Source organism: Mycobacterium sp. NGS33 (assembly GCF_059812885.1).
This window is the reverse complement of record NZ_JCALDN010000002.1, coordinates 529,684-550,414: the sequence shown is the minus strand read 5'-3', so window position 1 is coordinate 550,414 and position 20,731 is coordinate 529,684. Positions and strand designations below refer to the sequence as shown.

18 protein-coding genes and 1 tRNA gene are annotated in these 20,731 nt (G+C 69.6%); 6 read left to right on the top strand and 13 right to left on the bottom strand.

Features of this window, described 5'->3' with window-relative positions; translation table 11 throughout:
• Nucleotides 1-37: 37 nt before the first annotated feature.
• Both AC5Y5B_RS06610 and AC5Y5B_RS06605 read right to left on the bottom strand, forming a co-directional pair.
• Nucleotides 38-1,774 carry an ABC transporter ATP-binding protein gene (locus AC5Y5B_RS06610; protein ID WP_500004457.1) on the bottom strand — a complete coding sequence of 579 codons (1,737 nt, stop codon included), beginning with the start codon at nt 1,772-1,774 and terminating at the stop codon, nt 38-40.
• Nucleotides 1,771-4,395 (bottom strand): ABC transporter ATP-binding protein/permease, encoded by a 2,625-nt coding sequence (locus AC5Y5B_RS06605; RefSeq protein WP_500004456.1) that lies wholly within the window; start codon nt 4,393-4,395, stop codon nt 1,771-1,773. Before AC5Y5B_RS06605 ends, AC5Y5B_RS06610 begins: the two co-directional genes overlap by 4 nt.
• Before the next feature lie 231 nt (nt 4,396-4,626).
• Between AC5Y5B_RS06605 and AC5Y5B_RS06600 the strand changes: the two genes are divergently transcribed.
• Nucleotides 4,627-5,052 (top strand): thiol-disulfide oxidoreductase DCC family protein, encoded by a 426-nt coding sequence (locus tag AC5Y5B_RS06600; protein ID WP_500004454.1) that lies wholly within the window; start codon nt 4,627-4,629, stop codon nt 5,050-5,052.
• Between the two features lie 4 nt (nt 5,053-5,056).
• Here the strand turns inward: AC5Y5B_RS06600 and AC5Y5B_RS06595 are convergent, their stop codons facing one another.
• Together AC5Y5B_RS06595 and AC5Y5B_RS06590 are read right to left on the bottom strand one after the other, a co-directional pair.
• Nucleotides 5,057-5,383: a hypothetical protein gene (locus AC5Y5B_RS06595; protein WP_500004453.1), complete on the bottom strand. Its 327-nt coding sequence runs from the start codon at nt 5,381-5,383 to the stop codon at nt 5,057-5,059.
• 93 nt (nt 5,384-5,476) lie between these two features.
• Nucleotides 5,477-5,560: transfer RNA gene (locus AC5Y5B_RS06590), tRNA-Leu, on the bottom strand.
• A 95-nt stretch (nt 5,561-5,655) separates the two neighbouring features.
• Between AC5Y5B_RS06590 and AC5Y5B_RS06585 the strand changes: the two genes are divergently transcribed.
• Together AC5Y5B_RS06585 and AC5Y5B_RS06580 are read left to right on the top strand one after the other, a co-directional pair.
• Nucleotides 5,656-6,036: a hypothetical protein gene (locus AC5Y5B_RS06585; protein ID WP_112631845.1), complete on the top strand. Its 381-nt coding sequence runs from the start codon at nt 5,656-5,658 to the stop codon at nt 6,034-6,036.
• Nucleotides 6,033-6,383 carry a DUF3817 domain-containing protein gene (locus tag AC5Y5B_RS06580; RefSeq protein WP_500004450.1) on the top strand — a complete coding sequence of 117 codons (351 nt, stop codon included), beginning with the start codon at nt 6,033-6,035 and terminating at the stop codon, nt 6,381-6,383. Before AC5Y5B_RS06585 ends, AC5Y5B_RS06580 begins: the two co-directional genes overlap by 4 nt.
• Before the next feature lie 18 nt (nt 6,384-6,401).
• On the opposite strand, the gene rdgB is transcribed toward AC5Y5B_RS06580, so the two are convergent.
• From rdgB to clpS, 8 genes are all read right to left on the bottom strand, one after another.
• Complete coding sequence (gene rdgB, locus AC5Y5B_RS06575; RefSeq protein WP_500004770.1) at nt 6,402-7,019, bottom strand: RdgB/HAM1 family non-canonical purine NTP pyrophosphatase; 618 nt, start codon at nt 7,017-7,019, stop codon at nt 6,402-6,404.
• Between the two features lie 44 nt (nt 7,020-7,063).
• Nucleotides 7,064-7,843, bottom strand: a complete 780-nt coding sequence (gene rph, locus AC5Y5B_RS06570) for a ribonuclease PH (protein ID WP_500004448.1) — start codon at nt 7,841-7,843, stop codon at nt 7,064-7,066.
• Between the two features lie 23 nt (nt 7,844-7,866).
• Nucleotides 7,867-8,649: a cyclic nucleotide-degrading phosphodiesterase gene (locus tag AC5Y5B_RS06565; RefSeq protein WP_500004446.1), complete on the bottom strand. Its 783-nt coding sequence runs from the start codon at nt 8,647-8,649 to the stop codon at nt 7,867-7,869.
• A gap of 72 nt (nt 8,650-8,721) precedes the next feature.
• Nucleotides 8,722-9,537 carry a glutamate racemase gene (gene murI, locus AC5Y5B_RS06560; RefSeq protein WP_500004444.1) on the bottom strand — a complete coding sequence of 272 codons (816 nt, stop codon included), beginning with the start codon at nt 9,535-9,537 and terminating at the stop codon, nt 8,722-8,724.
• Complete coding sequence (locus AC5Y5B_RS06555) at nt 9,534-10,226, bottom strand: rhomboid family intramembrane serine protease (RefSeq protein WP_500004442.1); 693 nt, start codon at nt 10,224-10,226, stop codon at nt 9,534-9,536. The genes murI and AC5Y5B_RS06555 overlap by 4 nt, the downstream gene beginning before the upstream one ends.
• 69 nt (nt 10,227-10,295) lie before the next feature.
• Nucleotides 10,296-11,369 carry a P1 family peptidase gene (locus AC5Y5B_RS06550; protein WP_500004440.1) on the bottom strand — a complete coding sequence of 358 codons (1,074 nt, stop codon included), beginning with the start codon at nt 11,367-11,369 and terminating at the stop codon, nt 10,296-10,298.
• Nucleotides 11,366-11,947, bottom strand: a complete 582-nt coding sequence (gene aosR / locus AC5Y5B_RS06545; protein WP_112631853.1) for an oxidative stress transcriptional regulator AosR — start codon at nt 11,945-11,947, stop codon at nt 11,366-11,368. The genes AC5Y5B_RS06550 and aosR overlap by 4 nt, the downstream gene beginning before the upstream one ends.
• Nucleotides 11,948-11,971: 24 nt before the next feature.
• Nucleotides 11,972-12,277, bottom strand: coding sequence for an ATP-dependent Clp protease adapter ClpS (clpS, locus tag AC5Y5B_RS06540; protein ID WP_066867352.1), 306 nt, complete (start codon nt 12,275-12,277; stop codon nt 11,972-11,974).
• A 66-nt stretch (nt 12,278-12,343) separates the two neighbouring features.
• Between clpS and AC5Y5B_RS06535 the strand changes: the two genes are divergently transcribed.
• A complete protein-coding gene (locus tag AC5Y5B_RS06535; protein WP_500004437.1) occupies nt 12,344-13,660 on the top strand; it encodes a nicotinate phosphoribosyltransferase in 1,317 nt (438 codons plus the stop codon).
• Between the two features lie 66 nt (nt 13,661-13,726).
• Nucleotides 13,727-15,727, top strand: coding sequence for an ATP-dependent DNA helicase (locus AC5Y5B_RS06530; protein ID WP_112631855.1), 2,001 nt, complete (start codon nt 13,727-13,729; stop codon nt 15,725-15,727).
• A gap of 9 nt (nt 15,728-15,736) precedes the next feature.
• Here AC5Y5B_RS06530 and glgP read toward each other — a convergent pair whose 3' ends face one another.
• Nucleotides 15,737-18,397 (bottom strand): alpha-glucan family phosphorylase, encoded by a 2,661-nt coding sequence (gene glgP, locus AC5Y5B_RS06525; protein ID WP_500004435.1) that lies wholly within the window; start codon nt 18,395-18,397, stop codon nt 15,737-15,739.
• A gap of 227 nt (nt 18,398-18,624) precedes the next feature.
• Here glgP and AC5Y5B_RS06520 point away from each other — a divergent pair, with 227 nt between their 5' ends.
• Nucleotides 18,625-20,718, top strand: a complete 2,094-nt coding sequence (locus AC5Y5B_RS06520) for an alpha-1,4-glucan--maltose-1-phosphate maltosyltransferase (RefSeq protein ID WP_500004433.1) — start codon at nt 18,625-18,627, stop codon at nt 20,716-20,718.
• Nucleotides 20,719-20,731 lie beyond the last annotated feature (13 nt).

Below are 20,731 nucleotides of genomic sequence, written 5' to 3'. Positions count from 1 at the left end.
AAGGCATACCGCAAGAGTTGCGGTCAACCGCGGTGCGCTAGTCGGTCAGAATGCGCCATTCGGCGGCTTCGTGCTGCCGGCGCCAGAATTCGTCGAAACGGCCGCCCGCAGCGAGCAATTCGTCAACCGTGCCATCCTCGGCTACCCGGCCGTTGTCGAGGAACAGCACGCGGTCGGCGTGACGGATGCTGGCCAGGCGGTGCGCGACGATCACCTGAGTGCGTGCGTGCGGGTCGGCGGTGAGTGCGTCGACGACCGCGGCTTCGTTCTCGGTGTCCAACGCGCTGGTCGCCTCGTCTACCAGCAGGATCGGCGCCGGTTTGAGCAACGCGCGGGCGATGCTGACGCGTTGGCGCTCACCGCCGGACAGGGCCGAACCGGCCTCGCCGACGACCGTGTCGGCGCCGTCGGGCAACCGTGCGACCAGCTCGTCCACGCGCGCGAGCGCCACCGCCCGGGCGAACCGCTCGTCGCCGGCGCCGGGATCCCCGGCGAACACGTTGTCGCGGATCGACCCGTGGAACAGGTAGGGGTGCTGGAAAACGACGCTGGCCGCCGCCCGCCGGGCGTCGGCATCCAGCGTCGCCGCGTCCACCCCGTCGATCAGCACCCGGCCGCCGGTGGGCTCGTGCAGCCCGGCGATCAGCGCCAGGATGGTGCTCTTACCCGAACCGGAGGGTCCGACGATCGCCGTCGTGCTGCCCGGTTCCAACGCGAAGCTCACGCCATCGAGCACCGGCGCGCCCGCGCCGTCGTAGCGGAACACGACGTCGTCGAACTCGATGCGTGGCGCCGCGGCGCCGGCCAGCGTGGCGCCACCGGCATTCATCAGCGGCGCGGTGAGCACCGAGCGGATGTTCTCGAGCGTGGCGCGGGTGCTTTCCAGCGCCGGCGCCAGCTCGCTGATGGTGGTGAACGGCTCGAGGTAGCGCACGATGACGACGATCAGCGCGACGGCCTCGGCCACCGTGAGCGTTCCGTTAAGGGTCAGCGCGGTGGTGGCCCCGGCCAGCAGGATCAGCGCGAGCTGGCTGGCGAGGCTGAACAGCAGCTGGCCCGGGACCTGCATCGAGAGCAGGCGCATGGTGGCGCCGTGTTGTGCGGCCAGCGCGTCGCCGACCAGGCTGCGCGCCGGCTCGACGCGCCGTGCGGCGCGCAACGCCTGCTGGGTCCTGGCGAACTCGATGATCCGCTCGGTGAGCGCGCTGTTGGCCTGGGCCGCAGCGACATCGGCGCGCCGAGCCAGGCGCGCCGACGCCCACAGCGCACCCAACAGCAGCGGCAGGCCCCCCAGCGCCGCGGCCCCCAGCTGCCAGGACACCGGCAGCAGGACCACCGCGATGGCCGCGGGCAACAGGACGGCGGAGATCAGCGGCGTCAGCAGGTTGACGACCAGGCCGACGAGCTCCGGTCCGGTGGCGGCGATGGCCTGCCGTGCGGTTGCGGTGTGCTCGGCGGTGAACCAGTCCAGCCGCACGCCGGGCAGCCGATCCGCGACGTCATGTTGGCTGTGGTCCAGCACGGCGAAGCCCAGGTCGAAACCGCTACGCGCCGTTGCGGTGTCGATCACCCAGCCGGTCGCGGTGGCCGCCGTGAGCCAGCCCAGCCAGGCCAGCGCCCGCCGCGGGTCGTCACCGAACAACGCCCCCACCAAGGGGACCAGCAGCACGGTGGCCACCGCCCGCACCACCACGGAGACCAACGCCAACACCGTGTAGGTGATGACCCGGTTGCGGCGATTAGCCGGAACCAGACTCAACCACGTGCGAATCATCGCACCCCCTCGCCGCTCGTGCCCGCGCTCAGCTGATCACGGCGGCTCCGATGGCCGCCGTCCCACAGCCGTCGGTACCGGCCGTCGGCGCTCAGCAACTCGTCGTGCGTGCCGCGTTCGACGATGCGGCCGTGGTCGAGCACGACGATCTGGTGGGCCCGGGTGATGGTGTGCAATCGATGCGCGATCACCAGCACGGTGCGATCCCGCGTCAGCCGGTTGAGTGCTTGCTGGACAAGGTATTCCGATTCCGGGTCGGCGAAGGCGGTGGCCTCGTCGAGGATCAGCACCGGGGTGTCGGCGAGGATCGCGCGCGCGATGGTGAGCCGTTGACGTTCGCCGCCCGAGAGCCCGCTGCCGGCGCCCAGCATGGTGTCGTAGCCGTCCGGCAGCCGCATGATGCGGTCGTGGATTTGCGCGTCGCGTGCCGCCTGTTCGATCTGCGCGGCGGTGGCGTCGGGGACGGCCAGCGCGATGTTTTCCGCGACCGTGCCGTACACCAATTGCGTTTCCTGCAGCACGAATCCGACTTGCGCATACAGCTGATCGGCGGTCATCGACCGAATGTCTTGCCCCCCAACGCGTATGGAGCCTTGCCCGACGTCGTGGAACCGGGCCAGCAGGGCGGCCAGCGTCGACTTGCCGGACCCGGAGGGGCCGACCAGCGCGGTGACCGTCCCCGGCCGCAACGTCAGCGAGACGTCGTGGATGACCGGCACGTCGGGCCGGTAGCCGAAGCTGACGTGGTCGAACACCACCGTCGACGCCGGATCCCCGGTGGCCTCGTGGTGATCGTGCATAGCGAGGTCGGCCTCGTCGAGGGTGTTCTGCAGTCGTCGAGCGGCCAGCATGCCGGCGCGAATGCCGCCCAGACCGTAGGCGATGCCGAGCAACCGTGCCCCGAACGTGGTGCCCAGCACCAAGAACGGCAGCAGGTTCACCGGATTCATCCGGCCCGTGACCACCAGCAAGGTGCCGGTGACCGCGATGAGCCACAGGAACGTCGAGGGACGGGTGACCAGATCCATGAACGTCTTCTTGCCGGCCAGCGGGCGCTGCCAGGCGACCAGGAAGCCGACGTAATCATCCAAGCGGCGCCGGAAGCTGGACGCGGCGGCGCCACCGAAGATGCGGATCACCGGCTGGCCTTCCAGGTATGCGCCGGCCTCACCGCTCATCGTCTCCGCCCAGCGCTGCGATTGCGGGATGCGCGGACCCGACTGAATCGTCAGCGACGACGTCAGCACCAGGTAGACCAGGACCGGCAAGAACAACACCAGCGCCACCCGCCAGTCGACGGCGAACAGGTAGACCAGCACCGCGACCGGCGCGACGGCGGCGGCGACCGCGTCCGGGATGGCATGGGTCACCAGGTAGTGCAGGGACAGCGTGTCGTCGGTCAGCAGCTGCTTGATCGACCCCGACCCGCGTGCGGTGAACCAGCCCAGTGGGAGCCGAGACAGCTTGTGCAACAGGCGCGATCGCAGATCGCGGGCGAACCGCGCGTCGACGACGTGGAGCCACAGCGTTAGGGCGGCACCGAGCAAGGCGCCCAGGCCCAGCAGCGACACCGCCGCGATGCCGATGCCGGCCAGCCGGGACGCGGGCGCGCCCGAGACCAAGAGTCGGGCCAGCTCCACCAGCAACACGAACGGCGCCAGTTGGACCAGCGTGATCACCGCCTGCAGCACACCGGAGACGATCAGCGCCGAGCGCAGCGGCGCGAGCAGCCGCCCCGCGCCCTGGGCGCGCCAGTTCCCCCGGGCCGCCGGGGCGGGTGTGGCCTCTGGCACCCCCTGCGCCGATTCCAGCTGCGCCGCAACGTCTTCCGCGGAGACCGCGGGTGCGACACCGTCGGATACCGCCGGCTCGTCGCCGCGCCGCGTGCCCATGGCGCGCCCGGCGTTCCAGTACGCCTGGGCGTGCACCTCGGACTTGGGAAAGCCGAACTCGTCGCGCAGCCGTGTTCGCACCTGCTTGAGCGTCGTGGCCTCCGGCGTCGCCCACGCGTACCAGTCCGACCAGTCCCGGTTTTCGATCGCCGTGGCCAGCGACTTCTCGTCGTGGCGGGCCACCCAGTGCACCCGGAGCCTGGGGTGCCGCGCGATCGGGATCAGCGTGTCGTCGTCGTCGTGTTGTTCGAGGTACATCTCGATCGGGACGTCGTCGGGGACCACCCCGATGATGCCGTTCATCCCCGGGATGGACGCCGAGTCGCCGATCAGCAGGTAGCCGGCCGGCTGTTCGTCGGGCGCGTCGAACCGCGACGAGCCCATCAACGCCATGACCGCGATGGTCGCCCCGGGCTGCACCGTGCGCGCCCATTGCGACGCCGGTCCGGCGGGATCGTGCAGCACGATGTCGACCGCGAAACGTCCGGCGGGAACGTCCGCCTCCGAGATCGTGTACGCCCGCTGGAATTCCGTCTTCGATCCGTCCGGGTCCGGGAACCAGAACCGCAGCCACGCAGCCGGTTCGGGATCCACGTCCTCGAACAGCGTCGGCGACACCATCCGCACCCGCACGAAATGCGGTGCGATCCGGACGGTTTCGATCACCGTCGCGGTGTGATCGCGCGCGCCGAAGCTGCGCAGCATCACACCGGAGAATCCGCGCGCCATTAACGGTCCTTTCTCGCGGCACCCCGCGCCGCGACGGCCTCGCCGATCTGACGACAAGGCGAGGCCACGGATCGATGCGGCCCGCACACACGCTGGATTCGACACCTGCCACGACCCCGGCTGGGCGCCGAGATCACCGGCCAGCTGGTCACGGCTCGGTACGTTACCCTCACAAACTAAGGGTTGCCTTACCATAGGTCAACCGCGGCGCCGCCCCGTAACCTGGACGACATGAGCGGTGAGTCAGCGGCGCCGGTGCTGCTGTATGACGGGGCGTGCGGCGTGTGCAACCGGTCGGTGCGCACGATCCTGCGGTTCGATCCCACCGGCCCCCTGCGCTTCGCGGCGCTGGAGAGCGTCTTCGCCAAAGCGATCATCGAGCGGCACCCCGAGATCGGCAGCGTGGACTCGGTGGTGTTTGTGGATGACCCGGGCGGGCCCTCGGAGCGGGCGGCCGTCCGATCCGAGGCCGTGCTGCGCGTGGCGCATTACCTCGGCGGACCCTGGCGACTGGTCGCGCTCGCGCGCGTCATTCCCGCTCCGCTGCGCGATTGGCTCTACGACAAATTCGCCGCGGTCCGCTACCGCATCGGCGGCAAGTACGACACTTGTCCGCTGCCGGCCCCGGAGGTGCGTGCCCGCTTCGTGGCGGAGTGATCGGTCACTGGCCGACGTCGGGGGCCAGGTCCGCTTCGGATTCTTTGCGCTTCAGCTCGGCGAGCTTGTGGTCCTCTTCGGCCGCCTGACGGTGCTTGATTGCGGACTGGCGGTGCGCGTCGGCATGGGGCACGCCTTGCTCGGCGGTCCACTCCTGTGTCCTGGCGACCCGCTCGTGTTGGAGCGCGGACTCCTCGAAGCTTCGCGCAGCGGACAGCCCAGCGCGGGCGGCGCGTTCGCGGGCCGCGGCTGCTCTGCGTTCGGCGCACTCGACATCGGCTGCGGTGAAAGCGTTTTCGCTTCGTGGCGGTGGCTCGGTATGCGCGGGCATGGCGTCCCCCTTAGGTCCTGTGGGTTCCAGGTACCCCGCGCACAGGGTTTGATGCCTTTACCGCCGAAAGATTTCGTCCCGGGCGTCGACCAGTGCGGGCGGAGGGACTCGAACCCTCAAGCTCTTTCGAGCAATGGCACCTAAAACCATCGCGTCTGCCAATTTCGCCACGCCCGCGGCTTGCCGATCGTATCGCTTGCGACGCCGCCGGGCTGCCGGCACGGGCTCGACGAATTCGTCGGGCCCCAATCCCAAAGCGGTACGGTCAAGGGGTGTCCACTACGCATCGTCGCAGGCCCGCGCTCATCGCGCTGGTGATCGTCGCGGCGTGCGGCTGCCTGGCCCTGGGCTGGTGGCAGTGGACCAGGTTCAATTCCGTCTCGGGCTCCTTTCAGAACCTCGGCTACGCGTTGCAGTGGCCGCTGTTCGCGGGATTCTGCGTGTACGCGTACCGCAAATTCGTGCGCTACGAAGAGGAGCCACCACAGCCGCGCGGCACTGACGCGATGACGGAGATACCCGCCGGGCTGCTACCCGAGCGGCCCAAGCCCGCCGCGCAGACACCCGACGACCCCGCCCTGCGGGAGTACAACGCCTACCTGGCCGAGCTCGCCGCGCACGACGCCGAAAAGCAGAAGAGGACAACCGCATGACCACACCGGAGACGTCCGGAGCGCAAGTGCCCGCGGTCCCCGCCGACAAGATCCGCACCGCGTTGCTCGGCTACCGGATCATGGCGTGGACGACGGGTCTGTGGCTGATCGCGCTGTGCTACGAGATCGTCTCGCACCTCGCCTTCGGCCACGAGATCCGGTGGATCGAAGTGGTCCACGGCTGGGTGTATTTCATCTACGTGTTGACCGCGTTCAATCTGGCGGTCAAGGTGCGCTGGCCGCTCGGCAAGACGGTGGGCGTGCTGCTGTCCGGGACCATCCCGCTGCTCGGCATCATCGTCGAGCACTTCCAAACCAGGGACGTCAAGGCGCGTTTCGGGTTGTAGGTCACACGCCGGGGCGCTCTAGCCCCCGGCTCGGGCGAGCGTTTCGAGCGCGGGCAACAGCAGCCGCAACGCCCGCCCGCGATGTGAGATGGCGTCCTTCTCCGCTGGGCTCAGCTGCGCCGCCGTGCGGTCGTGTCCGTTCGGGATGAAGACCGGGTCATAGCCGAAGCCGCCGTCGCCGCGCGGCTCGCGGGCGATGCTGCCGGGCCACTCGCCGCGCACGACGACCTCTCCGGCGGCCGAGACGAGCGCGCAGGCCGAGACGAACGCCGCACCGCGCCGGCCGTCGGGCACGTCGCGCAATTGCGCCAGCAGCAACGCGGTATTGGCCGCGTCATCGCCGTGCCGACCCGACCAGCGCGCCGACAGCACGCCGGGCATGCCGTTGAGCGCGGCGACCTCGAGCCCGGAATCGTCGGCCACGCTTGCCAATCCGCTCGCGTTGAAGGCATCCCGCGCCTTGGCCAGCGCGTTGTCCTCGAAGATCGCGCCCGTCTCGGGTGCCTCGTCGAACGCCGCCACGTCGTCGAGCGACACCAACGTCAACCCGGTCAGACCGGCGGCGTCGAGCACCCGGCGCAACTCGGCCAGCTTCTTCGGGTTGCGGCTGGCGACCAGGAGGCGTGACGATCGCAAGCGCGGCGAAGCCGGGCGCGGCGGGTCGTCACCATCAGGCACGGTCAGCTGCCGAACGCCTTCGGCGCCGGAGCCCCCTCCGGGAGCACACCGGGGTAGGGCAACGCCAGCGCCTCGCGCTGGGCGGCGAACAGCTTGTCGCAGGCGGCCAGCGCGACGTCGAGCAACTTGTCCAGCGTCGAGCGCGGGAACGTCGCCCCCTCGCCGGTCCCCTGGACCTCCACCAGCGTTCCGGTGTCGGTGGCGACAACGTTCATATCAACCTCGGCGCGGGAGTCCTCCTCGTAGGGCAGGTCGACCCGGATCCGGCCGTCGACCACGCCGACGCTGACCGCCGCGATCGCACACGACAGCGGCCGGGGGTCCGACAGTTTCCCCGCCGCCGCGAGATACGTCACCGCGTCGGACAACGCCACGAAGGCGCCCGTGATGGCCGCGGTGCGGGTGCCGCCGTCGGCCTGCAAGACGTCGCAGTCGACGGCGATGGTGTTCTCGCCGAGCGCGGCCAGGTCGATGCAGGCACGCAGCGACCGCCCGATCAGCCGGCTGATCTCCTGGGTGCGCCCGGACAGCCGGCCCTTCACCGCCTCGCGGTCCGAACGGGTGTGGGTGGCCGACGGCAACATCGCGTACTCCGCGGTCAGCCAGCCCAGGCCCGACCCCTTGCGCCACCGCGGCACGCCCTCGGTCACGCTGGCGGTGCACATGACCTTGGTGTGGCCGAATTCGATCAATACCGAACCGGCGGGGTGGTCGGTGAAACCGCGGGTGATGACCACGGGCCGCAGCTCGTCGTCAAGGCGGCCGTCTTCTCGTCTCGTCACGACGCCAACCCTAACGCGCTGACTCAGACCCTCTCGGAGCGGCGGATATCGAAGGTCTCCCCGCACACCACCGCGTGCACGGGACCGTCGAACTCAGCCTTGGCCTCGCTGATCACGTCCTCGCGCGAGGTCCACGGCGGGATGTGGGTCAGCAACAGTTCGTGAACGCCGGCCTCGGCCGCGGCCCGGCCGGCCTCGGTGCCCGACAGGTGCAGCGCGGGTGGGCGGTCCGGCGCGTGCGTCCACGAGGCCTCGCACAGGAAAACGTCGGCGCCGCGGGCCAGCTCGACGAGCTGATCGCAGACGCCGGTGTCACCGCTGTAGACGAAGGAGGCACCGGAGGGGTCGGTGATCTTCAGCCCGTAGGACTCCGTCGGATGGGCCACCACCCGCGGGGTCACCGTCAGCGCGCCGATGGCCACCGGCTCACCGTCGACCCAATGCCGAACGTCGAAAATGTCCGAGCAGTCATCGATTTCACCGCCGTAGGGTGACGACGCCGCGCCCAACCGCGACCACGTGTCGCCCGGGCCGTAGAGCAACGCCTTCCCGAGCGGGCGCGTCGGGTGGTAGCGCCGCCACACGAAAAGGCCCGGCAAATCCAAACAATGGTCGGCGTGCAAATGGGACAGCAGCACGTGCACGGAACCGGGATCGGCATAGCGCTGCAGGGCACCCAAAACGCCCCCACCGAAGTCGATGACCAACGGCGGAGTGTCCGGTGCCCGGAGCAGATAACCCGACGCGGGCGAGTCCGGACCCACCACGCTGCCCGAGCAGCCGAGCACGGTTATTCGCACGGACACTACTGTGCCATGCCCGGCAGGACCGTGACGAAAACATCGCCGCATTGGTGTGACGAGAATCTCGTCCGCAGGTCAATCAATGTGCACCCGGTGAACGGACTGGACGCCGGTGACGGCGGGACCCAGGAAGCGCGCCGCCAATGCGGTGAACGCATCGGGGTCACCGGTGGCTTCGAAGACCCGTGTCGCGGGCGATGCATCATGCGGGCGAAGCAGATCCCGTTCGGTCAGCACGCGCAGCACTTCCTTGGCCGTCTCCTCCGCGCTGGAGACCAGGGTCACGTTGTCGCCCATCGCCAATTGGATGAGACCGGACAGGAGCGGATAGTGCGTGCAGCCGAGCACCAGCGTGTCGACCTGCGCGCGCTGCAGCGGCTCCAGATAGCCCTCGGCCAACCCAAGCACCTGACGGCCGCTGGTCACGCCGCGCTCGACGAAGTCGACGAAGCGCGGGCACGCCACCGCGGTGATCTCGGTATCCCGGGCGGCGGCGAACGCGTCCTGATAGGCGTGCGAGTTGATGGTCGCCTGGGTGCCGATGACGCCGATGCGTCCGTTGCGGGTGGTGGCGACCGCGCGGCGCACCGCGGGCAGGATCACCTCGACGACGGGCACGTCGTAGCGTTCGCGAGCGTCGCGAAGGCACGCCGCCGAGGCCGTGTTGCAGGCGATGACCAACGCCTTGACGCCGCGGCCGACGAGATCGTCACCGATGGCCAACGCGTGCGCGCGGACTTCGGGGATGGTCAGCGGCCCGTACGGACCGTGGCCGGTGTCGCCGACGTAGATGATGTCTTCGTCGGGCAGCTGGTCGATGATCGCCCGCGCGACGGTGAGTCCCCCGACCCCGGAGTCGAAGACGCCGATGGGCGCCAGCGCCGAGCTCATGTCTTGGGCCGCGGCACGGTGGTGACGGCTTTCCTGGACGTCCGGCCCTTGCGTTCCGGCGCCGACAACCAGTAGGCGGCCAGGACGCCGGCGATCGCGCCGCACAGGTGGCCCTGCCACGACACGCCACCGCACGTGCCGAGCACCGGCATGGCCCCGAGCAGAACGCCGCCGTAGGCGAACATGACGATCAGCCCGATGACGATGTCGCGCATCCGGCGCACGAAGATTCCGAACACCAACAAGAAGGCCAGCCAGCCGAAGATCAATCCGGAGGCGCCGAGGTGGTCGGTGGGCCCGCAGCTGCTGCCGACGTTGCCGATGAGCCAGGTGCCGAAGCCGCCCAGGATCCACACGATGGCGGTCGCCCAGACGAATCGGGACAGGCCGGCCAGCGTCATCAGAAATCCGAGGATCAGCAGCGGCACGGTGTTGGCCGCCAGGTGCTGCCAGCTCGCGTGCAGCACCGGGGCGAAGACGATGCCCCACAGGCCGTCGACTTCCAGCGGCCGGATGCCATTGGCGTCCAGCGCATGCCGGCTCAGCTGGTCGATCAGCTCGACGAGGTAGAGCAGCGCCACGAAGGTGAGGATGGTCGCCGCGCCGACCGTCGCGGTGGACCGCTTCTTCGGCTGGGCGCCCGGCGCGCCTTGACGCCCCGCGAAGCCGCGAGCGCCGCTTCTGTTCATCGCTCCGCTCTGCCCTTCCAGCGTGTTTCCAGCATCGTCAAGGCTACCGGCGCCGCGGCCGGCCACCCGTCATCGACCGAATGCGCCCGGCAGCACGTCGCGGTAGCTCGGTATGCCGGCGATCGAGTCGGCGGCCAGCGCGCCGCCCAGCACTGCATGGGCCAGGCAGTCGGCGGCGGCGCTGCCGACCTCGGTGGCCAGCCGGGTCTCCGGGGAGAACGCGGCGGGCGCCTCCGCGGGCGGGGGCACCTCGACCGCCCCGGTGGCCAGCACGAACACGGTGTCGCCGTCGACCGGCGTGTGCGCCGGCCGGATGCTGCGGGCCAGGCCGTCGTGGGCGGCGATCGCCACCCGCCTGCACGCTGCGGGGCTTAGGGCGGCGTCGGTGGCCACCACCGCGATGACGGTGTTGAGCGGGTTGTCCACCGGATCCGACGGGGAGGGCAGCCGGGCGAGGGCGTCGATCTGTTCGGCCGGCGGCGGCCGCAGCCCGAACTCCCGGGTCAAATCCGTCATCCACGGCAGGCCGGTTGACCGGTCGACGACCTCGCCGGCGGAATTCACCACCGCGACGGCCCCGACGGTCACACCGGACGGCAGCGTCCTCGACGCGGTCCCGACTCCGCCCTTGAGCGCCCCGGCGCGCGCGCCCACCCCGGCGCCGACGGTCCCGACGGCCATCGCCGCGCCGGCGTCGCTTTCGTGCAAGGCGGCCGCACAGGCCGCGTAGCCGAACTCCGCCGTCGGGCGGCACTGCCAACCACCGACCGGCAGATCGAAGATCACCGCTGCCGGCACGATCGGCACCACCCCGGCGTTCATCGCCACGCCGCGCTCGTGTTCTTCCAGGAAGCGCATGACGCCGTCGGCGGCGGCCAGCCCGAAGGCGCTGCCCCCCGCGAGCAACACTGCGTCCACGAACCGCACGGTGTTGGCCGGATCCAGCAGGTCGGTCTCGCGGGTGCCGGGCGCACCGCCGCGGCAGTCGACGGCGCCGACGGTCCCCGGCGGGGTCAGGATGACGGTGACGCCGCAGGCCCAGCCGGCGCCCAGGGACGCGTCGGGGTCCAGTCGTTGGTAGTGGCCGACGCGGATGCCCGCCACGTCGGTGATGGCGTTGCGCTGCCCGCGCGACGCGGTCATCGGGATCCCATGAGCACCAGGACCAGGTATTCCTGCAGGACGGTCAGCCACTGGTACACGTCGAAGTGCACGGCCAGCGGGTGGTCGGCCGGCAGGCGCTCCGGGCCGTCGGGCCCCACCTCGAGCATGACGCCCAGCGTCAGCCGGATGTCGTTGACGGCCCCGATCCAGCAGTTCGCATCCTCCTCGGTGAGCTCGAAGCGGCCGCCATCGTCGGGAACCGTGCTCAGTAACCGCTGTGCGGCAACGCGTTTGGCGTCGACGATGTCCGGCTCGTGCAGGCTGCGCAGGGCGGCGTTCAGGCTGTCGGCGGCATCGGACGACTCGGCGTCATCGCCGTCGGGCCGATAGAAATCCGGCAGCAGCCGACGCAACGTGGGATCCTTCGGCGGTTCGGCGTTCCCGGTCCTGATCCCGGTGATCTCCTCGAGTTCGTCTGCCGGCGAGGCGGATTCACGCTCGTCGAGCAAGCCGATCATCGCCGTGGCCAGATTCTTGAGCAGCGCGGCCTCGTGGGAGGCCAGCGACGACCGGAAACGGGGACCGTTAGCGGTCTCGACCCGCTTCCATTTGCGCACAGGGAATCGCCAGCGCCTCGACCGTCAGCGGTCCTGCTGCATCGTCGCCCACAGACCGGCGGCGTGCAGCTTGGACACATCGACTTCCATGGACTCCCGGCTGCCGGCGGACACCACGGCCTTTCCCTCGTTGTGCACCTGCAGCATCAGCTTGGTGGCGTGCGGCTCGCTGTAGCCGAACAACTTCTGGAACACGTAGGTCACGTAGGTCATCAAGTTGACCGGGTCGTCCCAGACGATCGTGACCCACGGGCTCGCCGTGGCCTCTACCGGAGCGGACTCTCGTTGTCCTGTAGTGCCCGGCTTAGTGGGCGCTGACATAACAACCATGGCCTACACGATACCGAGCGTTGGACGACGTTTCCGAGCCCCGACGGCAGCCGATACCGTTATGGAATGAACGACCCGGTCGTTACTGGGCTGCTGACCGACAAGTACGAGTTGACGATGCTGGCGGCGGCGCTGCGCGACGGCAGCGCCGGTCGACCGACCACCTTCGAGCTCTTCGCGCGCCGGCTTCCCCAGGGACGCCGTTACGGCGTGGTCGCGGGGACCGGCCGGCTGCTCGAGGCGCTGCCGCAGTTCACCTTCGATGACCAGGCGTGCCAGTCGCTGGGGCAGTTCCTCGACCCAGATACCTTGCGGTACTTGCGCGAATTCCGGTTCGGCGGCGACATCGACGGCTACGCCGAAGGCGAACTGTACTTCCCCGGATCTCCGGTGCTCTCGGTGAGCGGGACGTTCGCCGAATGTGTGGTGCTCGAGACGCTGGCGCTGTCGATTTTCAATCACGACACCGCCGTCGCCTCGGCCGCGGCGCGCATGGTGAGCGCGGCCCGGGGACGCCCGCTGATCGAGATGGGGTCGCGGCGCACCCACGAACAGGCGGCGGTCGCCGCGGCCCGCGCCGCATACATAGCCGGCTTCGACGCCTCCTCCAACCTCGAGGCTCAGCGCTGCTACGGAATACCGGCCGAGGGCACCTCCGCGCATGCGTTCACCATGCTGCACGCCCGCGCCGACTCCCCCACCGAATCCACCGAACTGGCGGCGTTTCGGGCACAGGTCGACGCGCTCGGCGTGGACACCACCCTGCTGGTGGACACCTACGACGTGACGACCGGTGTGGCCAACGCCGTCGCGGCCGCCGGCACGGGGCTCGGCGCTGTGCGCATCGACTCCGGGGAGCTGGGCGTGCTGGCCCGCCAGGTGCGCCGGCAGCTCGACGAGCTGGGCGCGACCGGGACCCGCATCGTGGTCTCCGGTGACCTCGACGAGTTCTCCATCGCCGCGCTGGCCGCCGAACCGGTGGACAGTTACGGCGTGGGCACCTCGCTGGTGACCGGCTCGGGCGCCCCCACGGCGAACATGGTCTACAAACTCGTCGAGGTGGACGGCATGCCGGTGCAAAAGCGCAGCAGCCACAAGGAATCTCACGGCGGCCACAAGGAGGCGCTGCGGCTGTCCCGCGACTCCGGCACCATCACCGAGGAGGTGGTGTATCCGGCCGGACACCAGCCCGCCGTCTCCGAACCGGCGCGGGTGCTGACCGTCCCGCTGGTGCGCGGTGGCGAGCTGGTGTCCAAACCGAACCTCGCGGCGGCGCGCGAGCTGGTAACTTCCGGGCTGCGCAGCCTGCCGTGGGAGGGATTGAACTTGTCGCACGGCGATCCCGCGGTCACGACGACGCAGATTCCCGCCGGCCGGCGCTAACACCGCGCGAAGAATGCCGCGGCGCGAGCGCCGCCCCGAACAGCGAAGAGGGTAGCCACGTCCGACGTGTCCGTGTCCGAGCTGCTGGCCACCGCCGTGGCCGCGCTCGGCGGCAGTGAGCGCAGCGGCCAACAGGAGATGGCCGCCGCGGTGGCGCGGGCATTCGCCACCGAAGAGCACCTGGTGGTGCAGGCCGGCACCGGCACCGGCAAGTCGCTGGCGTATCTGGTGCCCGCGATCGTGCACGCCCTCGAGGACGACTCCCCCGTCGTCGTGTCCACGGCCACGATCGCCCTGCAGCGCCAGCTCGTCGACCGCGATCTGCCAAGGCTGGTCGACGCGCTGGCCGACGCGCTGCCGCGCCGTCCGCAGTTCGCGTTGCTCAAAGGCCGGCGAAACTATCTGTGTCTGAACAAGATTCACAACGGCGCGGCCGCCGACGGCGAGGAGGCCGATGACCGCCCGCAGGAGGAACTGTTCAACCCGATGGCGGTCAGCGCCCTGGGCCGCGACGTGCAACGGCTCACCGAATGGGCCTCGAGCACCGACTCCGGTGACCGCGACGACCTCAAGCCCGGGGTGCCGGACCGATCGTGGTCGCAGGTCAGCGTGTCCGCGCGGGAATGCCTCGGCGTCACGCGCTGCCCGTTCGGTACCGAGTGCTTCTCCGAACGGGCACGCGGCCGCGCGGGTCAGGCCGACATCGTCGTCACCAACCACGCGCTGCTGGCCATCGATGCGGTGGCCGAATCCGCGGTCCTGCCCGAGCATGCGCTGCTGGTCGTCGACGAGGCCCACGAGTTGGTCGACCGGGTGACATCGGTGGCCACCGCGGAGCTGACGTCGGCCGCCCTCGGGCTCACCGCCCGGCGCATCGCCCGATTGGTGGAGCCGGAACTGATCCAGCGCCTGGAGGCGACGACGGCCAACTTCGCCTCGGTCATCCACGACGGCACGCCGGGCCGCATCGATCGCCTCGACGAGGAGCTGGCGACGTATCTGACGTCACTGCGCGACGTGGCGACCGCGGCGCGCTCGGCGATCGACAGCACCAACGATCCCAAGGCGGCCTCGGCGCGCGCCGAAGCCGTTGCGGCGCTAAGCGAGATATCGGACACCGCGTCGCGCGTGCTGGCGTCGTTCGGCCCGGCCATCCCCGACCGCACCGACGTGGTGTGGCTGGAGCACGAGGAGGTAAGGGGCGCAGCGCGTCCGGTGTTGCGGGTGGCGCCGCTGTCGGTCGCCGGGCTGCTGCGGTCCCGGGTGTTCTCGCGGTCCACGGCGGTGCTCACGTCGGCGACGCTGATCATCGGCGGCTCGTTCGACGCCATGGCGGCCGCGTGGGGACTGACCGGCGAGGACGACGACCACCCGAAGTGGCGCGGCCTGGACGTGGGTTCGCCGTTCCAGCACGCCAAGGCCGGGATCCTGTATGTGGCCGCGCACCTGCCGCCACCGGGACGCGACGGCACCGGCTCGGCCGAGCAGCTCAGCGAGATCGCCGAACTCATCACCGCCGCCGACGGGCGCACCCTGGGGTTGTTCTCGTCGATGCGGGCGGCCCGCGCGGCCGCCGAGGCGATGCGCGACCGGCTGGCGACGCCGGTGTTGTGTCAGGGCGACGACAGCACCTCGGCGCTCGTCGAGCAGTTCAGCGCCGACCCCCAGACGTCCCTGTTCGGCACCCTGTCGCTGTGGCAGGGCGTCGACGTGCCCGGGCCGTCGCTGTCGCTGGTGCTGATCGACCGCATCCCGTTTCCCCGGCCCGACGACCCCCTGCTGGGCGCGCGGCAGCGCGCGGTCGCCGCGCGCGGGGGCAATGGCTTCATGGCCGTCGCGGCCAGTCACGCGGCGCTGCTGCTGGCGCAGGGGTCGGGGCGGCTGTTGCGTCGCGTCTCCGATCGGGGCGTGGTCGCCGTGCTCGACTCGCGCATGGTCACCGCCGGCTACGGCGGCTACCTGCGGGCGTCGCTTCCGCCGTTCTGGCAGACCACCAACGGCGAGCAGGTGCGCCAGGCGTTGCAGCGTTTGCGCACCGCGCCGGCCCAGGAGGGCCTGTCGGCCTGACCGGTCCGGCTAGCGTGCCAGCGTGACCAGACCGAGCTCGTTACTGGCCGCCAGCATGGGATTGCGGGGCAGCACGCGCACGGTGTAGCCGACCGCCCCGGCCAGCGGCAGCGGCGTCGTCGTCGAGAAGACCTGGTTGCCGCCCTCGGCGGTGCCGGTGTAGGACATCTCGACGGTGACGGGCTCCAGCAGCGCGTCGCTGGCGTCGACGCGCCCGACCACCGCCTGGACGGTGACCTCGTCGGGCGCCAGGCCGGCCAGCTGCACGGTGGCGGTCAGGGTCAGCTTGGAGCCGAGCACCGGGCTGTCCGGCAGGCCGGTGCTGTCGACGTCGGTGATGACGATCTTGGGCCAGGCCTCCTGGGCGCGCCTGCGGTACGCGGCCAGCTCACGGGCCGCGCCGAATTCGCCGCCGCTCGCCGCGTCCCCGGCGCCCTCGACGGGTGCGATCGTCTTGCGCAGCGATTGCGCGGCGGGCGTGTAGTACTGCTCGACGTAGTCGCGCACCATGCGCGAGGCCAGCACTTTCGGACCGAGCGTCTGCACCGTGTGGCGCACCATTTCGATCCAGCGGGGCGGCACACCGTGTTCATCGCGTTCGTAGAACTTCGGTGCCACCGCTTCTTCCAGCAGCGTATAGAGGCCGCTGGACTCCAGGTCGTCGCGCCGCGCCTCGTCGGTCACGCCGTCGGCGGACGGTATCTCCCAACCGTTTTCGCCGTCGTACCATTCGTCCCACCAGCCGTCGCGGATGGACAGGTTCAGCCCGCCGTTGAGGGCGCTCTTCATTCCCGAAGTGCCGCAAGCCTCCAGCGGCCGCAGCGGGTTGTTCAGCCAGACGTCGCAGCCCCAGTACAGCAGCCGCGCCATCGACATGTCGTAGTCGGGCAGGAACGCGATCCGGTGGCGCACCTCTGGCCGGTCGGCGAAGCGAACCACCTGCTGGATCAACGCCTTTCCCCCGTCGTCGGCCGGGTGCGATTTGCCGGCCACGATCAACTGGATCGGACGTTCGGAGTCGAGCAGCAACTGTTCCAGCCGATCCGGATCGCGCAGCATCAGCGTCAGCCGCTTGTACGTCGGCACCCGTCGCGCGAATCCGATCGTCAACACCTCAGGGTCGAATGCTGTTGCGATCCAACCCAATTCGGCATCCGAAGCGCCCCGCTCCAGCCAGGAGCGACGCAGCCGCCGCCGGACGTCGTCGACCAGCAGCGACCTAAGCTGCGAGCGGATCCACCACAGGTGTCCCGCGTCGACTTGCTTGAGCCGCAGCCAGACCCCCGGATCGCTGAACGAATCCGACCCGGCCAGTTCGCGACCCAGCTGCAGCCATTGCGGCGCCGCCCAGGTGCGCGCGTGGACCCCGTTGGTAATCGAGCCGATCGGCACCTCGCTCGCGTCGAAGCCGGGCCACAGTTCGTTGAACATCGACCGGCTCACCCGGCCGTGCAGCGACGAGACGCCGTTGGCGCGTTGGGCCAGCCGCAGACCCATGTGGGCCATGTTGAATTTGGTGGGATCGTCCTCGGCGCCGAGCGCCAGGATGCGCGCGGTCGGCACTCCCGGCAGCAACACCGGAGCACCGGCAGCATCCGATTTCGCTGCCTTGTCACCGGTTTTCGCGTCGTCACCCGCGTGGTCGTCGAAGTACAGCCGCACCATCTCGATGGGAAACCTGTCGATGCCGGCGGGCACCGGGGTGTGCGTGGTGAACACCGTGCTGGAACGCACCACCGTCAGCGCGGTATCGAAGTCCAAGCCGGATCCGGTCATCAGTTCGCGAATGCGTTCGGCTCCCAGGAAACCCGCGTGGCCCTCGTTCATGTGGAACACCTCGGGCGCCGGCAGGCCGTGAATGCCGGTGAAGGCGCGGATCGCCCGCACCCCGCCGATGCCGGCGAGGATCTCCTGGCGCATCCGGTGTTCCTGGTCGCCCCCGTACAGGCGGTCAGTGACACCGCGCAGATCATGCTCGTTCTCGGGAACGTCGGAATCCAGCAACAGCAGCGGGACGCGGCCCACCTGGGCGACCCAGATCCGCGCGTGCAGCTGCGCGGAGTCCGGCAGCATCAGCTCGACCAGGGCGGGCTCGCCGGTCGCATCCGTCAGCAGCCGCAACGGCAGGCCCTGCGGATCCAGCGACGGGTAGGTCTCGTTCTGCCAGCCGTCGGCGGTCAGGGATTGGCGGAAATACCCGGAGCGGTAATAGAGGCCCACCGCCACCAGCGGCACGCCCAGATCGGATGCGGACTTCAGGTGGTCGCCGGCGAGGATTCCCAGGCCACCCGAGTAGTTGGGCAGCACCTCGGCGACGCCGAACTCCATCGAGAAGTACGCGATGGCGGCCGGCATCTGGGCGCCCTGCTCCTGCTGCTGCTGGTACCACAGCGGGCGGCTCAGATAGTCGTTGAGGTCGGCGGTCAGCTCGTCGAGCCGGCGCAGGAAGGCCTCGTCGAGCGCCAACTCGTCGAGCCGCGTGGGTTTGACCGCGCCCAGCAACGCCACCGGATCGCTGCCGCACCGCTCCCACAGGTCTGGGTCGATGGTCGCGAAAAGCTCCTGAGTGGGGCGGTCCCACGACCATCGCAAGTTGGTCGACAGGTGGTCCAGCGCGGTCAGACGCTCCGGAAGGTGAGCACGGACGGTAAACCGGCGGAGGGCTTTCACGCGTCCCTACCTTACTGAGGTTCCCCGCCGGTGCACGGCGACGGGACGGACCGCATTTCTCCGGCGGTGTGTGACCGGAGACTAGGGTGGGTATCGGGTAGTTACCGGGGTCGCAACGATGCCTCCCCGCCCAGAAAGTTTCCCCACGACAGGAAGTTTCCCGACGAGCGGCATTCCGCACGGAGCACACCGCGGGCTTGGCCGCACACAATCGGAACGGAGTGCTGGTGCCCGGTCGTGTCGAGATCGATAACGTCCAACCGGTCGTTTCCTGTGGCGCGTACCCCGCGAAAGCCGTGGTCGGCGAGGTCGTGCCGGTCAGCGCCGCGGTGTGGCGAGAAGGCCACGAGGCCGTCGCCGCGACCTTGGTGGTGCGCTACCTCGGGCCCGGTTATCCGCAGGTAACCGAGACCCGCCGGATCAAGGCCGTCCAGGCCCCGGCCAAGCCGGCCCCCGCGCGCGACGGCAAGGTCGACCAGCAACGGATCAAGCCGCTGCTGCTGCCGATGACGATGGGCTTGGAGCCCTACGTGTTCCACGGTCAGTTCACCCCCGATCAGGTCGGGCTGTGGACGTTCCGGGTCGACGGGTGGGGCGACCCCATCCACTCGTGGCGCCACGGCGTGATCGCCAAGCTGGACGCCGGTCAGGGCGAGACCGAATTGTCCAACGATCTGCTCGTCGGTGCCGGTCTCTTCGAGCGCGCGGCGACGGGCGTGCCGCGGGCACTGCGCGAGCCGCTGCTGGCCGCTGCCGCGGCGCTGCGCGAGTCCGGCGACCCGGTCACCCGCACCGCGCTGGCGTTGGGCCCAGAGATCGAGGAAATCCTGGCCGACTACCCGCTGCGCGATCTGGTCACCCGGGGCGAGCAGTACGGCGTCTGGGTGGACCGGCCGCTGGCTCGGTTCGGCGCCTGGTATGAGATGTTTCCCCGCTCGACCGGTGGGTGGGACGCCGACGGCAACCCGGTGCACGGCACCTTCGCCACGGCGGCCGCCCAGCTGCCCCGGATCGCGGAGATGGGGTTCGACGTCGTCTACCTGCCGCCGATCCACCCGATCGGCAAGGTACATCGCAAGGGGCGCAACAACTCCCCGACCGCGGCGCCCGGAGACGTGGGGTCTCCCTGGGCGATCGGCAGCGACGAGGGCGGCCACGACGCCGTCCACCCGGACCTGGGGACCATCGAGGACTTCGACGCGTTCGTCGCCGCCACCCGCGAGTTGGGCATGGAGGTCGCGCTGGACCTGGCGCTGCAGTGCGCCCCGGATCACCCGTGGGCGCGCGAGCACCGCAACTGGTTCACCGAATTGCCCGACGGCACCATCGCTTACGCGGAAAACCCGCCGAAGAAATACCAAGACATTTATCCGATCAACTTCGACAACGACCCGGCCGGCCTCTACGACGAGGTGCTGCGCGTGGTCCGGCACTGGATGGACCACGGGGTCAAGTTCTTTCGCGTCGACAATCCGCACACCAAGCCGCCGGACTTCTGGGCCTGGCTGATCGCCACGGTGAAAGCCATCGACCCCGATGTGCTGTTCTTGTCGGAGGCGTTCACGCCGCCGGCGCGCCAATATGGCCTCGCCAAATTGGGGTTCACGCAGTCCTACAGCTACTTCACCTGGCGCACGGCGAAGTGGGAGCTGACCGAGTTCGGCAACGACATCGCCGCCCTGGCCGACTTTCGCCGGCCCAACCTGTTCGTGAACACCCCCGACATCCTGCACGCCATCCTGCAGCACAACGGGCCCGGGATGTTCGCCATCCGCGCGGTGCTGGCGGCGACCATGGGCCCGGCGTGGGGCGTGTACTCGGGGTACGAACTGTTCGAGCACCGCGCGGTGCGCGAGGGCAGCGAGGAGTACCTGGACTCCGAGAAGTATGAGTTGCGGCCCCGCGATTTCGCTGCAGCGCTGGCCGAGGGGCGATCGCTGGAGCCATTCATCACGCAGCTCAACGCAATTCGACGCTTGCATCCCGCGCTGGAGCAGCTGCGCACGATTCATTTCCACAGCATCGACAACGATGCGCTGCTCGCCTACTCCAAGTTCGACCCGGCGACCGGGGACTGCGTGTTGGTGGTGGTGACGCTCAACGCGTTCGGCACCGAGGAAGCGACGCTGTTTTTGGATATGGACGCATTGGGTATGGAGCCCTACGAGCGTTTTTGGGTGCGCGACGAGATCACCGGCCAGGAATTCCAATGGGGCCAATCCAACTACGTTCGCATCGACCCCGGGCAGGCGGTCGCGCACATCATCAACATGCCACTCATACCGTATGACTCTCGAATGACATTGCTACGCAGGCGATGAAAAGGACCGGAGG

Bases quoted from the DNA above. Each gene is read 5' to 3' on its own strand.
- AC5Y5B_RS06535 (WP_500004437.1), top strand. From the start codon at position 12,344: ATGAACGACCCGGTCGTTACTGGGCTGCTGACCGACAAGTACGAGTTG.
- AC5Y5B_RS06595 (WP_500004453.1), bottom strand. From the start codon at position 5,383: ATGCCCGCGCATACCGAGCCACCGCCACGAAGCGAAAACGCTTTCACC.
- AC5Y5B_RS06580 (WP_500004450.1), top strand. From the start codon at position 6,033: ATGACCACACCGGAGACGTCCGGAGCGCAAGTGCCCGCGGTCCCCGCC.
- AC5Y5B_RS06550 (WP_500004440.1), bottom strand. From the start codon at position 11,369: ATGACCGCGTCGCGCGGGCAGCGCAACGCCATCACCGACGTGGCGGGC.
- AC5Y5B_RS06555 (WP_500004442.1), bottom strand. From the start codon at position 10,226: ATGAACAGAAGCGGCGCTCGCGGCTTCGCGGGGCGTCAAGGCGCGCCG.
- clpS (WP_066867352.1), bottom strand. From the start codon at position 12,277: ATGGTTGTTATGTCAGCGCCCACTAAGCCGGGCACTACAGGACAACGA.
- AC5Y5B_RS06600 (WP_500004454.1), top strand. From the start codon at position 4,627: ATGAGCGGTGAGTCAGCGGCGCCGGTGCTGCTGTATGACGGGGCGTGC.
- AC5Y5B_RS06610 (WP_500004457.1), bottom strand. From the start codon at position 1,774: ATGATTCGCACGTGGTTGAGTCTGGTTCCGGCTAATCGCCGCAACCGG.
- murI (WP_500004444.1), bottom strand. From the start codon at position 9,537: ATGAGCTCGGCGCTGGCGCCCATCGGCGTCTTCGACTCCGGGGTCGGG.
- AC5Y5B_RS06605 (WP_500004456.1), bottom strand. From the start codon at position 4,395: ATGGCGCGCGGATTCTCCGGTGTGATGCTGCGCAGCTTCGGCGCGCGC.